General features: G+C 48.6%; 14 protein-coding genes and 1 pseudogene. 9 read left to right on the top strand and 6 right to left on the bottom strand.

The features are described 5' to 3' along the window. Window positions 1-93: 93 nt before the first annotated feature. The 4 genes from R7O12_RS03790 to R7O12_RS03775 form a co-directional block, all read right to left on the bottom strand. The gene (locus tag R7O12_RS03790; RefSeq protein WP_318125635.1) at window positions 94-408 is read right to left on the bottom strand and encodes a hypothetical protein; all 315 of its coding nucleotides are present in this window, start codon (window positions 406-408) and stop codon (window positions 94-96) included. A 9-nt stretch (window positions 409-417) separates the two neighbouring features. Continuing rightward, window positions 418-750, bottom strand: a complete 333-nt coding sequence (locus R7O12_RS03785; RefSeq protein ID WP_318125634.1) for a hypothetical protein — start codon at window positions 748-750, stop codon at window positions 418-420. 30 nt (window positions 751-780) lie between these two features. After that, window positions 781-1,380, bottom strand: a complete 600-nt coding sequence (locus tag R7O12_RS03780; protein ID WP_318125633.1) for a hypothetical protein — start codon at window positions 1,378-1,380, stop codon at window positions 781-783. A 188-nt stretch (window positions 1,381-1,568) separates the two neighbouring features. Next, entirely contained in the window at window positions 1,569-2,417 is an 849-nt protein-coding gene (locus R7O12_RS03775) for a recombinase family protein (protein WP_318125632.1), read from the bottom strand. A 452-nt stretch (window positions 2,418-2,869) separates the two neighbouring features. Between R7O12_RS03775 and R7O12_RS03770 the strand changes: the two are divergent. From R7O12_RS03770 to R7O12_RS03755, 4 genes and pseudogenes are all read left to right on the top strand, one after another. Then, window positions 2,870-3,073, top strand: a pseudogene (locus R7O12_RS03770) (PhzF family phenazine biosynthesis protein); the annotation flags it as partial. Window positions 3,074-3,280: 207 nt separating this feature from the next. Further along, on the top strand, window positions 3,281-4,231 hold the full coding sequence (locus R7O12_RS03765) for an HlyD family secretion protein (protein ID WP_372587974.1): 951 nt from the start codon (window positions 3,281-3,283) through the stop codon (window positions 4,229-4,231). A gap of 4 nt (window positions 4,232-4,235) precedes the next feature. After that, entirely contained in the window at window positions 4,236-5,162 is a 927-nt protein-coding gene (locus R7O12_RS03760) for an ABC transporter ATP-binding protein (RefSeq protein WP_203345636.1), read from the top strand. After that, window positions 5,162-6,259, top strand: a complete 1,098-nt coding sequence (locus tag R7O12_RS03755) for an ABC transporter permease (RefSeq protein ID WP_053303790.1) — start codon at window positions 5,162-5,164, stop codon at window positions 6,257-6,259. Before R7O12_RS03760 ends, R7O12_RS03755 begins: the two co-directional genes overlap by 1 nt. A gap of 109 nt (window positions 6,260-6,368) precedes the next feature. Here R7O12_RS03755 and R7O12_RS03750 read toward each other — a convergent pair whose 3' ends face one another. Further along, complete coding sequence (locus tag R7O12_RS03750) at window positions 6,369-6,740, bottom strand: hypothetical protein (protein ID WP_017635234.1); 372 nt, start codon at window positions 6,738-6,740, stop codon at window positions 6,369-6,371. A 370-nt stretch (window positions 6,741-7,110) separates the two neighbouring features. Then, window positions 7,111-11,349 (bottom strand): formate dehydrogenase subunit alpha, encoded by a 4,239-nt coding sequence (gene fdhF / locus R7O12_RS03745; RefSeq protein WP_318125631.1) that lies wholly within the window; start codon window positions 11,347-11,349, stop codon window positions 7,111-7,113. Between the two features lie 315 nt (window positions 11,350-11,664). On the opposite strand from fdhF, the gene R7O12_RS03740 reads away from it, so the two are divergent. The 5 genes from R7O12_RS03740 to copI all read left to right on the top strand — a co-directional run bounded on the left by R7O12_RS03740 (window position 11,665) and on the right by copI (window position 19,292). Next, window positions 11,665-12,087, top strand: a complete 423-nt coding sequence (locus R7O12_RS03740; RefSeq protein ID WP_262659554.1) for a hypothetical protein — start codon at window positions 11,665-11,667, stop codon at window positions 12,085-12,087. A 135-nt stretch (window positions 12,088-12,222) separates the two neighbouring features. Continuing rightward, window positions 12,223-13,614, top strand: coding sequence for a TolC family protein (locus tag R7O12_RS03735; RefSeq protein ID WP_269334226.1), 1,392 nt, complete (start codon window positions 12,223-12,225; stop codon window positions 13,612-13,614). A 146-nt stretch (window positions 13,615-13,760) separates the two neighbouring features. Beyond that, the gene (locus tag R7O12_RS03730; RefSeq protein ID WP_318125630.1) at window positions 13,761-15,479 is read left to right on the top strand and encodes an efflux RND transporter periplasmic adaptor subunit; all 1,719 of its coding nucleotides are present in this window, start codon (window positions 13,761-13,763) and stop codon (window positions 15,477-15,479) included. Window positions 15,480-15,481: 2 nt separating this feature from the next. Continuing rightward, on the top strand, window positions 15,482-18,649 hold the full coding sequence (locus R7O12_RS03725) for an efflux RND transporter permease subunit (protein ID WP_318125629.1): 3,168 nt from the start codon (window positions 15,482-15,484) through the stop codon (window positions 18,647-18,649). A gap of 76 nt (window positions 18,650-18,725) precedes the next feature. Further along, window positions 18,726-19,292 carry a copper-resistant cuproprotein CopI gene (gene copI / locus R7O12_RS03720; protein ID WP_318125628.1) on the top strand — a complete coding sequence of 189 codons (567 nt, stop codon included), beginning with the start codon at window positions 18,726-18,728 and terminating at the stop codon, window positions 19,290-19,292. Window positions 19,293-19,336: the final 44 nt, after the last annotated feature.

The raw sequence follows: 19,336 nt of genomic DNA, 5'->3' as shown, positions 1-19,336 counted from the left end.
CCTTACGCCATAAGGGTTCGCAGTACCTATGTTTTATCATATGGTGTAGTGCTATATCTTCTATTTCTGTGTCACTACTTGAGCTACACAGGCTCACCTCTGGTAGTAATCAAAGATGAACTGTGCAAGCTGCTTTTGGTGGTGTCTGTATTGCTTCATGCCACAGGGGAAGGTGGTTGTTTTGTACTTCACCAGACCTGACCGTCTAGCCTCCCTCAGCATTGCGGCAGTCCAACCTCTAGTTACTCCGCTAGGGTTAAACCCCTGTGCACGTAGCCACTCCTTGAAGTTACAGGCTGATACGTTGACGTACTTCTGTTGCTTGAACTGCTTCATGTGCATCCGGTTAGGTGTGAGATACGTGCGCTTCTTACCTCCATAGCAATCCAGTTTGATACCCTTAGCCATACAGCCCCCTTAGTTACGAGTCTTCGAAGCCCTGCCGACCTTGATTGCTTGAGTACGCTTTATTTCCTCAAGGGTGTTTTCTTGCTCCTTGGATTCCTCATCCTCATTCTCCTTGTGGACTACCTTACCTGCTCGAAGATGCTTGAGAGCGTTATCCAACGCCTTCGCATCAACGCACAACGTGTAGTTATCGTCAGCATCATCAGATTGCTCCGCCTCAGCTATGCCCTCCTCAATCTGCTTGATAAGCACACGAGTGACTAGACCGTGCAGCTTGTCCATATCTGACTGCGTACCTGCACCAGTCTCATTAGTTTTCTTAGATTTGTTTTTCTTACCCATCAAATAACTCCTGTATGGCACACAGCCACGTTAAACCCGTTTACCTTTACGCTTCTTTTTCTCAATCCGCTTCTGCCCTTCAGCAAGCCGCTCAAGCGACCACGGTTGAATGCTCATGTATGCCTTACACAACACAGTGCGATAGGTGACGCCTTTGGTGTCCTTCAAGCCGAGCAAAGGCCGTAGTGCGTCACGTAGCCGTTTTTTGCTTTCCTTCCATTCCTTCTTCGTCACAGCTCGCTGCTCATATCGCCAGTCAAGCTCCGCATACCCTACCTTCATCAAGTGCCGTTGAGTGCCATGCTGTGAACACCTCAGCAACCACGGCTTAGGGCGATAGCCTTCCTCACGCAACCAAGACCAATGGCAACTACTTCCATCAAGTAGCCGCTCCACTAGTCCCAGACTCAGACCACTGTATTTTGCAAGCTGCCTCATGGTGTACCGAGGAGCGATAGACGGACGCTTCGACTTCTTACGAATCACATGGTCATCTTTTTGATTCATGCAAACATCGAGACACTTTCGTATCTGCTCCTTGAGTTCATCATCAAGGACACGCTTGCCACGATACTTCTTAGCTTTGATAGGTTTGGGGATGGCAGTCAGACCGCCAGTATTTACTCGCATGCAGGTACTCCTATATTCAGTGACAACCGTAGTAAGTTGTCCCTATACCTGTAGCAAGTCAGAATGAGAGATAAGAGGGGTGAGTATGGTGTCGTTCAAGGGTGGAGAGTTTTAAATCACCGCTTGCAGCTTTGCCTAGAATTGCCGCTAGGAGGGAGGGCGGCTGTATGACCGCCCGACTGTATTGATTAACTATGTTGTTTCTTCACTGTCTGCACAGTAGTAGTACTACAGCCAACCTCCTTAGCTACAGCACGAATGCTCATGCCCTGCCCTAGTAGCTCCATAATGCGCTTATGCTTATCAGTGTCAGCCTTGCGACCTTTAAAAGCCTCAGACCATGTAAGACCTTTCTTGGACTTAGCACCATTACGCATAGCTCTACGTCCATCCTCAGCCGATTGTAGTCGGTTCATACGTTCTGCCTCCGCCATTGCAGTTATCATCAGTAGTTGGGTTTTCTGTACAAGGTCACGCATGGCATCACCCGTGAATGGTGAAAACGTCATACCTTGGTTGACAGTGCGGATAGTCACACCACGGTGCAGCAGGTCACGCACTACCATTTCAATCTCTTCGCTGTTACGACCTAGACGGTCAATCCACCATACCCACAGTCTGTCACCCTTGCGTAGCTTGGCTAGCAGTTGTGGTAGTTGCTCACGCTCCTGCACTGGCACAGTACCTGACACACCCTCATCAGTGTACAGCTCAACGTGAGGGCACATCTCTTTGATACTCTCCACCTGACCTGCAATGCTTTGCTTGTCTGTAGAGGTACGGACATATCCCACATCAATTGAGTTATCAGTAGGTGCGGTGTATTCCTCCTCATCAGGGCATAGCTCATCAGCACGAGCATTAAGACGGTCTATCATCTTCTGTGCAGCCTTGCTCACTGTGCAGTGTTCACCATTACGAAAGCGCACATGGTCAGCCTTCTTGTAGTTGTCGATGTGTGTCTCAATAGCCTGTATCGCTTCTAGACACTCAGAGAGAGAGGTCATTTGCTTAGGTGAGTACATTGTGTGTTTCATCGTATTGCCTGTGTCAGTTTGGTTGATGTGTCAGTAATGTAGTGTGTCAGTATCGAGAAGTCAACACCTAACTGACACATTATTGATACAGTTTAGGCGTATCAGTTAGATGCTAACCATACTTGCACACTGTCACACCTGTAGCTGCACAACTCTCACGCCCTCTGTCTCTGTATATCTCCGGTAGTTACACAGCTTTGGCTCAGTCTGTCGCGCGACAGACTTTTATAAGCACGTGCTAATTAAGAAAAGTCTAATGCCTATTAGACTAATCGGTTTGTCCTTTGTTGGCTGAACCACACAGAGACGGATTCTCTCAGCTTCAAGGGCAGCATAGGGGGAACTCACTCCGCGCCCAACCACGGAAGGTATCGCACATCCCTAACCCGTTTTTGAACTGTGTACATTGTTAGGAGGACGAAATACAACAAAGATACTCTCTTGTTTGTTCTGCAAATGGTGGTGACGAAGACCCCGTAACTGGCTCGATTCACGCTGGGTTAGCACCGTTCTGGGCAGAAGCGTTAGGCAAAACATCACTGGTCGCTTACCAAGCTTCTCAGCGCGGAGGCATTTTGCACTGTGAAGTTACTGGCGAACAAGTAAGAGTATCTGGCGACGGCGTGCTCTACATGAAACGCAAGATTTTTGTTTAAATGATATTCATGTAATCAACTTAAAAGAGCCAAGTAAAGCACGGCTTCCGCAGGATCAAGCCAGCTTCAATAATTAATCAATTGATGAATATTGAAGGAATTAACTTCCTAGCCGGACAAAACTGACTCACGTTACACTGAATGCAGTCCCACACTCTTCTATAGCTTGATACGAATTCGAGTTCACCTTCTTAGAGGAAGCGTCGCATGATGAAGCGAATCATTCTTGGCACCCTAGCCCTGACTCTTTTAACTGCCTGTTCCAAAGATGACGGACAGCAAGCCCTTGGCACACTGGAACGTGACCGCGTAACCTTTACTGCTACCTCTAGCGAGATAATTCGTGCCCTACCCATTAAGGAAGGCAGCCAAGTCACCGAAGGAGAAGTGCTGGTTCAGCTCGATACAAAGAACCAAGAAGCCGTTTTAGCTCACGCCGTAGCCGAACAAGCCAAGGCTGACGCTTATCTTTTGAAATTGACCAATGGTGAGCGACCAGAAGACATTGCCGCAGCGCAAGCACGTGTTGCCAGAGCGGAAGCTCAATTGGTTGAAGCGCAAAAGAACTACCAACGTAAAGCGGAGTTAGTTCGTAAAAAACTCATCAGCCAATCAGAGAAAGACACCGCTTTAGCAGCCAGAGATTCTGCCCGTGCAGAGCTAGACTCCTCACAAGAAGAGTTCAGCAAACTGACCGCTGGCTCTCGTCCTGAAGATATTGAACAAGCGAAAGCCGCACTCATGGCTGCAAAAGCCGATGTAGCACTACAAGAACAGAAACTGGCAGAACTCACCATCACGGCCACGCGAGATGGCTTGTTAGATAACCTACCGTTTAACCTTGGTGAACGCGTTCCTGTCAATGGCATTGTTGCAGTAATTCAAGCGAGCCGCGTCCCATACGCCCGTGTTTATGTTCCTGCCAATTATCGAGTCAACTTTGTGCCGGGTAAAACGGTTAACGTGCATGTAGATGGCGTTGAGCAACCATATAGTGGCACCGTTCGTTGGGTAGCGACTGAACCTTCATTCACGCCTTATTTCGCGCTCACCGAGGAAGAACGCTCGCGTTTGATGTACCTAGCAGAAGTCGACCTACAAGACTCCGCACAATCCTTGCCTTCGGGTATTCCAGCGCAAGTGGATTTGGTGGAGTAAGCCAATGACCGAATACGTGATTCAAGCTGAAAATGTGGTGAAGAAGTTTGGTGACTTCACCGCCATCAACAACATCACGCTTAATGTGCCCAAAGGCAGTATTTATGGTTTTCTTGGTCCTAACGGCTGTGGCAAATCGACAACTATTCGTGTGTTAACTGGCTTACTTAGCCCAAGCGAAGGCAATGTCGATGTACTCGGGCTAGAGATCCCAAAACAATCTGAGCTTCTGCGCCTCAAGATTGGCTACATGACGCAAAAGTTCTCGCTTTATGATGATCTGACGGTTCAAGAGAATCTTGAGTTTATTGGACAAATCTTTGGTATGGAAACCAAGGCCCTAAAAGCTCGCATCGAAGAACAACTATCCACCTACGGTCTCGACCAGTTGCGTAAACAGCGCGTCGGCGGAATGAGTGGCGGCCAGAAACAACGCTTGTCTCTCGCCGCAGCGACCATGCACAAACCAGAACTGTTGTTTCTCGATGAACCCACATCTGCGGTTGACCCAGAGAACCGACGCGATTTCTGGGAGCAATTGTTTGATCTCTCTGACCAAGGCACCACGATTTTGGTCACAACGCACTACATGGACGAAGCAGAGCGCTGTCATCGTCTGGCTATTATGGAAGCCGGGGAAATCCGCGCCGATGGTGAGCCAGAAGAACTCATGGCGCAAATGGGCGTTAACATCGTCGAAGTCAAAGCGGATAACTTACGCGAGCTCAAAGAGAAAGTCATTCAGCGTGAAGAGGTACGCTCAGCCGCACAGCTCGGCATTCGCTTACGCATTTTGATCCACCAGCACATCGAACAACCGATCGAATGGTTAACCCAAACCTTTCCAGAGCTTGAGGGCTGCGAGATGAACATTGCTCGTCCTAGCTTGGAAGATGTGTTTGTCAGCGTGACGGGAGAAGGTCGCCAATGATGAAATCTATTGCCCGTATGAAAGCGGTAATGATCAAAGAGATCCGTCAGCTTTCACGTGACCGCATTACCTTTGGCATGGTCGTGATGATCCCGCTAATTCAGCTTCTGCTGTTCGGCTTCGCTATTAATACCGATATTCGCAATATTCCCGTTGGTGTCGTTGATCAAAGTGGCAGTACCGCCGGGCGCGTGATTACCGAGTCCGTTAAAGTAACGCAAGTGGTCGATGTGGTTGAAACCTTTGCTACCGCTTCAGAAGCCGAACAAGCCATTCAAGACGGTTTGGTGCGAGCGGCTTTAATTCTACCTAGCGACTTAACCCAACGTATGGTGCAAGGTCGAGAACTTGGCCAGTGGATTGTGGATGGTTCAGACACCATGATCAGTTCTGCGATTCTCTCGCTACAAACCATGCCGTTAACGGATTTTGATTTTGAGATACGTCCTGCTCCAACCAAAACCTTTGAAGTTGCGCTGTATTACAACCCGAGTCGGCGCTCAGCGGTGAACATTGTCCCTGGTTTGTTGGGCGTGATTCTAACCATGACGATGATCTTGTTCACCAGTGCAGCCATTGTTCGAGAACGGGAGCGTGGCAATTTAGAGTTACTGATTACTACGCCAATCCACTCCATAGAACTCATGGTGGCGAAGATCATCCCTTACATCTTTGTTGGTCTGATACAGGTGTTTATCATTTTAGGCTTGGGGCACTGGATATTTGGTGTGCCGATAAACGGCGCCATTAGTCAGATACTGTTTGGTACGCTGCTGTTTATCGCCGCGAGTTTAACCTTAGGTTTGGTGATATCCACCATTGCGACGACGCAGCTTCAAGCAATGCAGATGACGGTGTTTATTCTTTTGCCATCGATTCTTCTGTCCGGATTTATGTTCCCTTATGAAGGAATGCCCATCGCGGCACAATGGATATCCGAAGCGCTGCCTGCCACCCACTTTATGCGAATTATTCGTGGTGTGGTGCTGCGTGGTGCAGACCTAATAGAGCTATGGCGAGATACAGTTTGGTTACTTGGATTCACCGTTATCGGCCTTATTGTCGCTTCATTTCGCTTCAAAAAATCACTCGACTAATTCCACGATATTACGTTCATTCCTTAAAAACAAAAATAGCCCCAACGAAGGGCTATTTTTTGTTTCTGTATTCATACACTGTGCTATCGAGCTCAACTCTCAGACAATATTAATAGTACTCACCGTAGGAACAATCTCGTAAATCGGAAATATTGTAGTTTTTCAAAGAGTTTATTTTAAAGTTGAACACTACCTGTTTACAGACAACGCCTTCGCGATCCGTGTACGTGATAATACCTTCACTGTACGCACGCTGACCATCAGAGGATGTCACGTCAGCAACAAGTTCCAAATGGCCCTTATGCGCGTCTACGCGATTCATCATCTCAAACACATCGACCCACTCTTCGCGATTTGCCATTTGTATTAGCATGGACTTCGCCTGTGTTTCCAACTGCTGGGGGTATAAATAATAACGGTTGTAACCAAAGTATGCGCACATAAGTAATAAAACGAGTGCAAATGAGGTTGTTCTTGTCATACAAGCTTCCTCTTGTTGTTATAAAAATCTTGCTTCGTTAATTCAGTATAGGAAGCGAGCAAAGTTTAGGTTATAGAACTTGCCCAAATAACAGAGGACAGTCAGAGACAGTCAATTCTATGACAAGCTCAACAACAAACTTTATTGCACTCTCATCATGGGCTTGAACAAAAATACGCCATAGAGACAGTAAGAAGTAAGAAGTAAGAAGGGAAAACTAACCGGAGCGCGGTGATAACAGAAAAGTAAAAGGAGTTTGAAGAAAAAGACAATCCGAGTGAATGTAGTGAGAGCGGAAATCAAGATTAGATTATCCGCCCATCAACTAGGCTCAAATTGTCAGTGACCACAACAACGCGACTCACCGAATTTAAACGTGTTGGTAACTATCTTCGAGAGACTCTGTCTGCGTTGTTTTCTCGCTCACTTCCACTTTAACCGCAGCGACCTTGAACTCAGGGATCTTCGCATGCGGGTCAGTTGCCATTGTCGTTAGGCGGTTGACTGGCGATTCAACAAAGTGGAAAGGAATGAACACCACACCTCTTTGAATCCGCTTAGTCACAAAGGCATCAATCTCAATGCTGCCACGACGTGTAGACACCGTCAGACGCTGACCATTACTGATGCCAAGTGCTTCTGCGTCTTCCACGCTCACCATCGCTCGTGGGCCAGCAAGATTATCCAACCCTTTGGTTTTGCGCGTCATGGTGCCAGTGTGGAACTGCTCAAGTACGCGACCCGTCGTTAACACAAGTGGGTACTCTTCATCTGGCAGCTCAGCCGTATAACGGAACGGTACACCCACCATCTGCCCTTTACCACGAGTAAACTGGGTTTGGTGCATGATGCGAGTACCCGCAGGGTTGTTCTTGTTGCTAGGCCATTGCACACCGTTTGGCGTAATGGCATCCCAACGAAGACCCGCGTATTGAGGTGTCACTCGTGCGATTTCATTGGTGATATCAGACACGCAGTGGTAATCCCAATCACTGCCCATGGCATTGGCAATTTCTTGAATAATCCACCAATCTTCTTTCGCTTCACCCGGTGCCGTGACAACCGGATTCACACGCTGTACACGACGTTCTGTATTGGTGAAGTGACCCGCTTTCTCTGCAAACGAGCAAGAAGGCAGAACCACATCCGCGTATTGCGCAGTCTCCGTTAGGAAGATGTCTTGAACAACCAAGAAGTCGAGTGCTTCTAAACCTTCAATCACATGCGCTTGGTTCGGGTCACTCAACACTGGGTTCTCACCCATGATGTACATACCACGAACGTCACGATGGCAAGCCGCATCAATGATTTCTGTCAGGGTTAGACCTTGCTCAGAAGGCAGATTTGGCGCATTCCATTCAATCGCAAACTTCTGACGCACAATTGGGTTGTATACCTTTTGGTAGCCTGGGAAACTGTTTGGCAAAGCCCCCATATCACACGCGCCTTGCACGTTTGATTGACCACGCAGCGGATTGATACCACCACCTTCAATACCGATGTTGCCACACAGTAATTGCAGGTTAGCGATAGAACGCACGTTGTCATGACCTGTCGTGTGCTGAGTAATACCCATCGAGTAGTACACAGCTGTACGATCTGCCGTACCGATCATGCGCGCCATTGCTTGAATGTCTTCGGCTTTAACACCCGTAACCAACTCCACTTTATCGAGGTTGTAAGCTGGCGACATCACCTCTTGCAACAAGGTATCAAAGCCGTCGACACGTTCTTCAATGTACTCTTGATCGTACCAACCGTTCTTGATGATCTGCTGCATGACGCCATTTAAAAGCATCACATCTGTACCCGGACGGTGCGCCATGTACAACTCAGCATGCTCTGCCATATCGACACGTTTCGGGTCAGCCACAATCAAGCGAGCGCCGTGGTGACGAATTGCTTGTTTGATGTGTGAAGCGATAATCGGGTGCGCCGATGTGGTATCCGAACCAATAATAAAGATCACATCAGAGTGCTTAATGCTTGGAATGTCGTTGGTCATTGCACCACTACCGAGTGATGCCTCAAGACCGGTTACACTCGATGCGTGACACAAGCGCGCACAATGATCGACGTTATTGGTGCCTAGTTCACGACGGACAAATTTTTGGAACGCGTAGTTGTCTTCGTTGGTGGTTTTCGCTGAAGAGAAACCCGCCAATGCGTTGCTGCCAAAATCTTGCTTGATGCCAGAGAACTTGCTCGCAATCAGTTGAATCGCCTCTTCCCAACTTGCAGGCTGCAACCAACCGTCTTTACGAATCAAAGGCGTGGTAAGACGCTCTTCACTGCCGATGAAATCAAAACCAAAGCGCCCTTTCACACACAGCATGCCTTGGTTCACTGGCGAGTCACCGCCCTTCACGTAACGAATCGTATTGGTTGCTTCGTCCACGAACATAGTCAACTTACAACCCACACCACAGTACGTACAAATGGTGTCGACCGCTTTCAGATCTTCAGTACGACCCTGTGAGCGGTCGCGACTATCGACCATCGCGCCCGTTGGACACACTTGAACGCACGCGCCACATTGCACGCAGTTCGAATCGCCCATTAGGGTTAAGCCATTCTTGTTACTTCCAAAGTGTGGACGGTCGTCAGGACGTAATGCAGGACGACCTTGTTTGTCGCACACAAAGTTCAGTACGCCGTGCACGGCTTTGTCACGACACGCTTGGATACACTGACCACAGCTAATACAGCGGTTGGCATCAAACTCAATAAACTCAGAGCTACGGTCAACTTCGTACTTATGACGCAAGTCTTTCGCACGAAGATCTAACCAATCTTGATGCGATTTAATCTGTAAGGAGAAGTCAAAGCTTTGCTCAGCTTCATATTCGGTGGAGTAATCACGCAGCGCACAATCGGTATTTGCCTGACAGCCACATTCAAGGCAGCGCGCCGCTTCCTTCATCGCTTCTTCGTTATCAAAGCCCAACTCCACTTCAGCGAAGCTTTGCTCGCGTTGTGCTGGAGTCAGCTCAGGCATGATAGAGCGAGCGACTTTCTGGATGTTCTCGAAGTGAAGCGGATCGACTTGAGAGAGCTTCTTCTCTTTACGCGAGTTGAACGCTGCCTTTGGCATATCCGCCATATCACCATTCAAAAACAGGTCAATCGCTTTTGCCGCAACGCGGCCATCACCCACCGCTTCAACTGCCGTTGCTGGACCACGGCGGAAATCACCAATACTGAAGATATTGCCCGTGCCGGTGTGCATGGTCTTTTCATCGGCATCAGAGGTGTTCCAACGCGTAAGCGGAATCGACAAATCTTCGCCTTCGAGGAAGCTCAGATCTGGCTTTTGCGATACTGCCGCAATCACGGTGTCGAACTCTTCGGTAAAGAACTCGCCGGTTGGTTTTGGGCTTCGACGACCAGATGCATCCGGCTCACCCAACGCCATGCGCTCTAGACGAATCGCATTCACGCGTCCGGTTTCATCGGCAAGGTTTTCTGCAGGGTTGGTCAAGAAGTGGAATTTCACCCCTTCGTGTTCCGCTTCGACAATCTCGTAGTCTTCTGCCGGCATTTCGTCACGGGTACGACGGTAAATCAACGTGGTGTCGGCACCAGCACGACGCGCAGTACGAGCACAGTCAATTGCCGTGTTACCACCACCGATCACCGCGACTTTCTGACCCGTGACGTAATTTTGCTCAGTCACGTAATCTTTGAGGTAATCAACACCTAAGTAGCAACCTTCAAGGTCACTGCCTGTGTAATGCATTTCAACCGCTTGAGACGCGCCGACAGCTAAACACACCGCATCGTATTCTTCGCTCAATTGAGAAAGCGTGAAATCCACACCCAGCTTTTGATTAGTGTGAACTTGCATACCATTACGGCACATCAGTTCGATTTCTTTATCGAGAATGTCTTTTGGCAAACGGTATTCAGGAATGCCATAACGCAACCAACCGCCCGCTTTTGGCATGGATTCAAAGACCGTAACGTCATAGCCTTCGTTCGATAGGTAGTAGCCAGCCGTTAGACCACCAGGACCACTGCCGACGACGGCAATGTTCAAACCTTTGCTTGGTTTCTTTTCTGGTAAATAGGCTTCATGCGCAGACAAATCCGCATCCGCGGCATGACGTTTTAGCTGGCGAATTGCAATAGGCTCATCGACTAACGAACGGCGACATTCACTTTCACAAAATGCTGGGCACACGCGGCCAATCGATAACGGCATAGGGAGCGTACGCTTAATCACTTCAATCGCTTTTTGATGATCGTTCTGTGCGATGTGATAAAGGTACGATTGGATATCAACGCCCGCTGGACACGCGGTTTTACATGGCGCTTCACAATCGGCGTAATGGTCCGTCATGATGCGGTTGAGTGCTTTTCTGCGGTGCTCGCTTAATTGTTCTGATTGCGTGACCACATTAAGGCCGCGGTAAACTTCGATTTCACACGCACGCTTAGTACCGCCACTTTCGACTTCAACTACACACAAGTCACACGGTACTTTTTCATTACTTTTGTTCATTCCGCACAGCGATGGGATCTCGACCCCACACACTTTTGCTGCTTCTAAAAGGGTTAGACCCTCTTCTACAATTCTATATTTTCCATCGATGACAATTTCTATCATGCAACCCCCGCAGCAAAGCAAATCCAAATCTGCACAAGTAAAACCATGCATTCTATAAGGATAATCATTTGTAAGACAAGTTAGTGTGATGTAAAACTTATAAACCACATTTTTCACGTGTCATAAAAAGCGAGGGCTTCTTTCGCTAACTTTCAACACTCGGTGTTTAACAAACGTTTTACTCCCTCGAAAGTGCGAAAACTGTAGGGTTGGACTATTTTGATAATAAGAGTAATAAATGATTGACCTTACCCTTAGGTTAACCTTTAGAATCGAAGGGTTTTCATCATTTTCATCAAACACATGGGAAAGGGTATGCACTTAAAATCGCTGCATACAATCTGGTTAACTCTTTTCACGACGCTAGTGCTATTGGTATCTAGTGTGGCGAACAGTGAGCCGTTGATGAATATTCAAATGATGTCTACTGGCATGGCTCACCATCCTTCGATGATGAGTGACAGCGAACACTGCGGTATGCCTGGCATGATGGACGTATCCATGACTGACGCTTCTATGTCCGAAGATGGCGATGCAAGAGAAACCAGCATGAACTGTGGTGGAGGCTCCGGCATGGTTCATACCTGCTGTACTGCCGCGTGTACGATAGTTTTCGTCCCCCTACCGAATCCTATCAATAGCCCAATGCCCGTCGTCTATCGCGCAACTATTACTCCTGAAGTTGCTTCCCCAGTCGTACACGTCGGCCGCGACCTGTACCGACCTCCTATAGCCTAAATCCGTCCTAGCATTCGACCCTGCACATCTATCGCAGGTTGTTTTAATGCGCCTGAACGATGAGGTAACAAGGCTTTACTGTTCCCGCAATAAAATCCGCACCTCCATCGATCCGGCGAACACTGGATTTAGATTATGGATATCAAACCATACCGCTTAGCTGCACCTATTTTTATGGTGGCTCTGGTCGCTGCACCAACCTTGGTTAACGCCGCTGGTAAAGAGACGCACGCAGCACAAAATTCCGCATCAAGTGAGCGAGCTTCGACGACCAAGCTTGCCCAACTGATCAACGTCGCTTTGAGTAACGATGGCAATCGTAAGCAATACTCAGCGCAATCTGCTGCCATGCGTGAAACGGGCGTCGCGAGCGCGACCTTGATGGACCCAAAACTGAAAGTGGGTTTTGGTGGCTTGCCTGTCGACAGCTTCAAATTCGATGAAGACCCAATGACCAACATCTCCGTTGGTTTAATGCAACAGTTTGAGCGTGGCTCTACCCTTGATTTGCAACAGAAGAAAGCCAACCAACAAGCTGACGGCCTTGGGATTCAAGTGCATGCTCGTGAGCTTGAGGTAGCCAACAGCATGACTCAACTTTGGTTAGAACTTGGTTACCAGCAACGCGCTGAGCAAATCATGCTTGAGAACCGCAAGTTGATGAAGGAGATGGAAAGCTTTATTCAAACCAACTACTCGATTGGTAAGAGCGAAGCGCAAGATCTGCTTAACGCCCAACTTCAAGTCAGCAAGTTGGATGAGAAACTGCAGGCCAATGCACAAATGCAACGTCGTCTTATCTCTCAACTCTCCGAATGGTTGGGGTCAGATTGGTTGGCGAATGAACAGGCCCTGCATGCGAGCAATCAACTTAATTGGGACACACTGAACAGCAAACTTGCCGCCAGTCAGGGTTCCACCAAGCATTATCAGCAACTCAGCCAACACCCGATGGTTAAGATGGCCGACGTCAGCATTTCTGCCAATAAAACTCAGGTGGAAATTGCTGAGCAAGCCTACAACCCGCAGTTTGGCGTCGAAGTAATGTACGCCTACCGCCAAGCCGACAACATGATGGGTGAACCCGCATCAGACTTGGTCAGCGCTTACCTCACCATGGACATTCCGTTGTTTACGGGTGACCGCCAAGATCGCAATCTCGCGGCCGCTCAATACCAAGTTGGCGCGGCACAATCGCAAAAAGACACCTTACTAACGCAGATGAATGCCAAGGTGAACACTTTGCTGGTTGATCGCGGCAACTTAACCCAACGCTTAGAACGTTATCAATCCACCTTATTGCCTCAAGCGAAAGCGCGCATTCAAGCCGTTGAGCGGGGTTATCAAAACAACACAGCTCAGTTTAACGATGTGATTTCTGCCACGACTGACGAGTTGGCTCTGCAATTAGAGCAACAACGTCTGCTGACCGATCTCAACATCGCAAACAGCAATTTAGCCACCCTACTCGGTGGTTTCGACTATCAAGTGGCTTCACCGGAAGCTCGCTCTATTTCGACATATTAATTTGTGATTCCCCAAGACAGTTGGGGCTACAGCTAGGCGGCAAACGAGAGAATCCCATGAGCATAGATCCTCTATGTGATTTGGGCGAACGAGAGTAGGTAACAACGCTGTAGCGTCAAATGTGAAGGGGAAAATAAGGTAAAACAATGAAAACATTAAAAATTGCAACCATCGCGCTGATTGTTGGTGGTGCTTTAGGGTTTGGTGCTAATCATTTTCTTACGGGCTCGACTCACGACATGAGTGCGATGGGTGGCGAATCTGCTGCAAGCTCTAATGATCCGCTTTACTGGGTTGCCCCAATGGATCCGAATTACAAACGCGACAAGCCGGGTAAGTCCCCAATGGGCATGGATTTGATTCCTGTTTACGCAGAAGACCTATCCGGTGAACAAGACGCACCGGGTACAGTGACTATTGACCCTTCAGTAGAGAACAACCTCGGGGTTAAAACCGCAAACGCGACACTACAACAGCTATCACCACGCATCGAAACGGTTGGCTATATTGCCTTTGATGAAAGTCTGTTATGGCAAACCAACGTTCGTGTGGCGGGTTGGGTAGAAAAACTCTACATCAATGCCGTCGGTGAGAAAGTGAAGAAAGGCGATGTGCTTTTCACGCTCTACTCTCCTGAACTGGTTAAAGCACAAGAAGAATTGCTAAATGCGTACCGCACTGGCCGCAAAGGTCTTGTAAAAGGCGCGACCGAACGCTTGGTAACGCTTGGGGTTGACCGCGCTCAAATCAAATCCATTACTCGTAGCGGTAAAGCATCGCAAACCATTGAAATCAAAGCGCCTGCTGATGGCGTTATCGCGAGCTTAAACGTGCGTGAAGGTGGCTATTTATCCCCTGCTCAAGCGGTGATCAGTGCAGGTCCTTTGGACAATGTTTGGGTTGATGCAGAAGTCTTTGAGCGTCAAGCGCACTGGATGAAAGCGGGTTCTCAAGCCACGATGACCCTTGACGCGATTCCGGGCAATGAATGGCAAGGTGTTGTCGATTACGTGTACCCAATCCTTGATCCGAAAACACGTACGTTGCGTGTGCGCCTTAAATTCCCTAACCCAGATGGCGCATTGAAGCCAAACATGTTCGCCAATATTGCCTTGCAGCCTGTCACTGACGACGCAGTATTAACGATTCCTAAATCATCTGTTATCCGCTCTGGCGGTATGACTCGCGTTGTTCTGGCGGAAGGTGATGGCAAATACCGTTCTGCTCGAATTGAAGTTGGCCGCGAAGCTGGCGAACAAATCGAAGTATTACAAGGACTTAAAAAAGGCGACAAGATCGTTACTTCATCTCACTTCATGCTCGACTCTGAATCAAGCCAGTCGGCGGATCTGTCTCGCATCAATGGTGTAGAAGCAGCGGCGGAAACAGCATGGGCCAAAGGTGAGATCACAGACGTAATGAAAGATCACCGCATGCTGACCATCAACCACCAGCCTGTACCAGAATGGGATTGGCCGGGCATGGTAATGAACTTCACTTTTGCAGATGGCGTTGAGATGGGTGACTTGAAAAAAGGTCAGGCTATCGAATTTGAAATGCAAAAGACGGAGTCCGGTCAGTACCAAATCGTTGACTATAGGGCAGACAACAGCGTCATTGCAGCAGAAGTTTGGCTAACTGGTGACATCACGATGCTGATGGCTGATTTTGGCATGATCACCTTAAACCACCTACCGGTTGCAGAATGGAACTGGGATGCTGGCGAGATGAACTTCTCTGTGGGTGAAGATGTTGATCTATCGGGTTTTGAAGAAGGACAGAAAGTTCGATTTCTAGTTGAAAAACAAGGTTCTGACTACGTTCTTAAACAGCTAGTTCCTGCAACAGCAGCCGTCGAGGGTTAATTATGATCAATGCTATTATTCGTTGGTCACTGAGCAACCGATTCCTAGTGTTGGTCGCGACCTTAGCCCTTATATTAGGCGGACTTTACAGTGTAAAGAATACGCCTGTTGATGCGATTCCGGATCTTTCTGATGTGCAAGTGATCATCAAGACAAGCTATCCGGGGCAAGCTCCTCAAGTCGTCGAGGATCAAGTTACTTACCCGCTCACCACCGCCATGCTTGCCGTGCCGGGTGCTGAGACGGTTCGTGGCTACTCTTTCTTTGGTGACTCTTACGTTTATATCATTTTCAACGATGATACCGACATGTACTGGGCACGTTCACGCGTGTTGGAGTACTTAAGCCAAGTAGCACCCAAGCTGCCACCGAACGCAAAACCAACCCTAGGTCCTGATGCAACGGGCGTGGGCTGGGTTTACAGCTACGTATTACAAGACAAAACCGGCAAGCATGATTTGGCGGATCTTCGCAGCCTGCAAGACTGGTTCTTGAAGTACGAATTGCAAACCGTTGATGGCGTTTCTGAAGTCGCTACCGTGGGCGGTATGGTGAAGCAGTATCAAGTGCAGGTTGATCCTGCCAAGCTTCGTGCTTACAACCTCACTCTGCAACAAGTGAACATGGCAATCCAAAACGGTAACCAAGAGACCGGCGCGTCCGTTATCGAAGTGGCCGAAGCCGAACACATGGTTCGTACCACGGGTTACCTAACCAGCATTGAAGACATAAAATCACTGCCGCTAAAAGTCACCGAGAAAGGCACGCCGTTGCTATTAGGAGACATCGCAGACATTAACCTTGGTCCACAAATGCGACGAGGTATCTCAGAGTTGAATGGCGAAGGTGAAGCAGTGGGTGGCGTTATCGTAATGCGCTTTGGCGAGAACGCGAGTGAAGTGATTGCGAAAGTCAAAGACAAACTCGCCGACCTGCAACGCAGCCTACCAGAAGGCGTGGAAATTGTTGCAACCTACGACCGCTCTACCCTTATCGATTCAGCGGTAGAAAACCTATGGAAAAAGCTTGCAGAGGAGTTCATCGTCGTTGCGATTGTGTGTACGTTGTTCCTGTTCCACATTCGTTCTTCATTGGTTATCGCTCTGAGCCTACCGGTCGGTATTCTCACTGCGTTTATCGTAATGCATTGGCAAGGCATCAACGCCAACATCATGTCCCTTGGTGGTATCGCGATTGCCATCGGTGCCATGGTGGATGGTGCAATCGTGATGATTGAAAACGTTCACAAGCACATTGAACGAACGCCATTGACCGACAAGAACCGCTGGCAAGTAATCGGCAAAGCCGCAGAAGAGGTCGGCGCACCGCTGTTCTTCTCGTTGCTTATCATCACTCTTAGCTTCGTACCAGTGTTCGCCTTAGAAGGCCAAGAAGGCAAGATGTTCTCGCCGCTTGCGTTCACTAAGACTTACGCAATGGCAGCGGCAGCAGGTTTGGCAATCACACTCGTCCCTGTTCTTATGGGCTACTTCATTCGCGGTAAGGTGTTACCGGAACACAAAAACCCAGTTAACCGTGGCTTGGTCGCGTTGTACCGTCCGCTGTTGAACACCAGCTTAAAATACCCTAAGACCATGATTGTTATCGCATTAGGTCTGATGGCATCGGCTTACTACCCAACCAGTAAACTGGGTAGCGAGTTCATCCCTCCGCTGGATGAAGGGGACTTGATGTACATGCCAACAACCTATCCGGGTATCTCAATTGGTAAAGCACGCGAGCTTCTACAACAAACCAACAAGCTGATCAAAACCGTTCCAGAAGTGAAAACCGTATGGGGCAAGATTGGCCGAGCTGAAACTGCAACCGATCCAGCGCCACTCACCATGATTGAAACCGTGATTCAGTTGAAGCCACGCGACCAATGGCGTGAAGGGGTAACAACCGAGTCACTGCGCAAAGAGTTCGACAAGCTGGTTCAGTTCCCTGGTCTTACTAACGCTTGGGTAATGCCGATCAAAACGCGTATCGACATGTTGGCAACGGGCATCAAAACCCCTATCGGCATTAAGATCTCCGGACCCGATCTGAAAGTGATTGAGAAGATCGGTTCTCAGTTGGAGCCAATTCTTAACGGCGTACAAGGCACGGCATCGGTTTATGCAGAACGTGTAGCAGGTGGTCGTTATGTCACGATCGACATTAAACGTCGTGCCGCAGCGCGTTATGGCTTAAGCATCAAAGACGTTCAGCAAGTGATCTCCACTGCGGTGGGCGGTATGAATGTGGGTGAAACCATTGAAGGCTTGGAGCGTTACCCAATCAACGTTCGCTACCCACAAGACTACCGAGATTCAGTGGTTAAACTGCAAAACCTACCATTGGTGACACCAAATGGCGCTCGTATTGCGCTGGCTGATGTAGCGGACATTCGTTACGAAGACGGCCCTCCGATGATCAAGACAGAAAACGCGCGTCCAAACGGCTGGGTATTTGTCGACATCGATGGTCGTGACCTTGGCTCTTACGTAGTGGAAGCACAGCAAGTCGTGGCCGATCAACTAGAACTTCCTGCGGGTTACTCGCTGGCTTGGTCTGGTCAATACGAATACATGGAGCGTGCGAAAGATCGCTTGAGTGTCGTGGTACCAATCACCATCGCCATCATTATGCTGCTGCTTTACTTCAGCTTCCGTCGTGTCGGTGAAGTGATGATCATCATGCTTACCCTACCACTCGCTATGGTTGGTGGTTTGTGGCTCATGCATATCCTCAACTACAACTTCTCGATTGCCGTTGGGGTCGGCTTTATTGCCCTAGCAGGCGTCGCGGTTGAAATTGGGGTCATCATGCTCGTCTACCTCAACCAAGCGTGGCACTACAAAAAACTCGATGCAGAAGAGAGCCAACAGAAGCTTGAGGCGAAAGACCTAACTGATGCCATTCGTGAAGGTGCAGGCCTACGTGTTCGCCCAGTAATGATGACGGTACTGACGGTCATTATTGGTCTGATTCCGATCATGTACGGCGAAGGGACAGGATCAGAAGTAATGCAACGTATCGCCGCACCAATGATTGGTGGTATGGCATCAGCACTGCTGCTGACGCTGTTGGTGCTTCCAGCCATCTTCAAGCTGTGGAAACAACGTGAGTTGCGCCAAAGCAATGCAACTAATCACCAAGCTAGTGATGTAAACAACAAGGCTTAACCCCTACCTTCCTCTCAAACATGCCGTTTGAGGGGAAGCAACCAAGTTAATAATGAATTAAAACAAGGATATAAAAATGAAAAAGACACTAATCACTCTTGCTCTAGCCCTAACAACAACGACTGCGTTTGCCCAAGTGGATCATTCAAACATGGACCACGCGAACATGGATCATAGCAACATGAAGCATGAAAATATGGACCACGGCAGCATGAAGATGGACCACAGTAAAATGGACCATTCAAACATGATGGATATGCCGGGCATGTCGACTGTTGGTATGCCAGCAAAAGGGGCAAAGCCAGACAAGGTGGTACACGTTATCTTGGGTGATGACATGACCATCAAGTTCAAAAAAGACGTTAAGATTGAGCCAAACGATGTGGTGCAATTTGTTGTGATGAACACAGGTAAGATCAACCACGAGTTTACGATTGGTTCGGCTAAAGAGCAGCTAGAACATCGCGAAATGATGAAGACAATGAGCGGCGATCACATGCATGACTCAGGCAACGCAGTTACGGTAGAACCAGGTAAAGCGAAGCAATTACTGTGGCACTTCCACGGTGACAACAAGGTTGAGTTCGCGTGCAACATTCCGGGCCATGCAGAATCGGGCATGGTTAAAAAGATTGAACTGTAAGTAATTATCCAACTAGACAAAGGAGCTGATGATTCAGCTCCTTT

This window comes from Vibrio sp. Vb1574 (assembly GCF_033338675.1).
The sequence above is the reverse complement of the archived record's forward strand: the minus strand, read 5'-3'. Positions and strand labels throughout refer to the sequence as shown.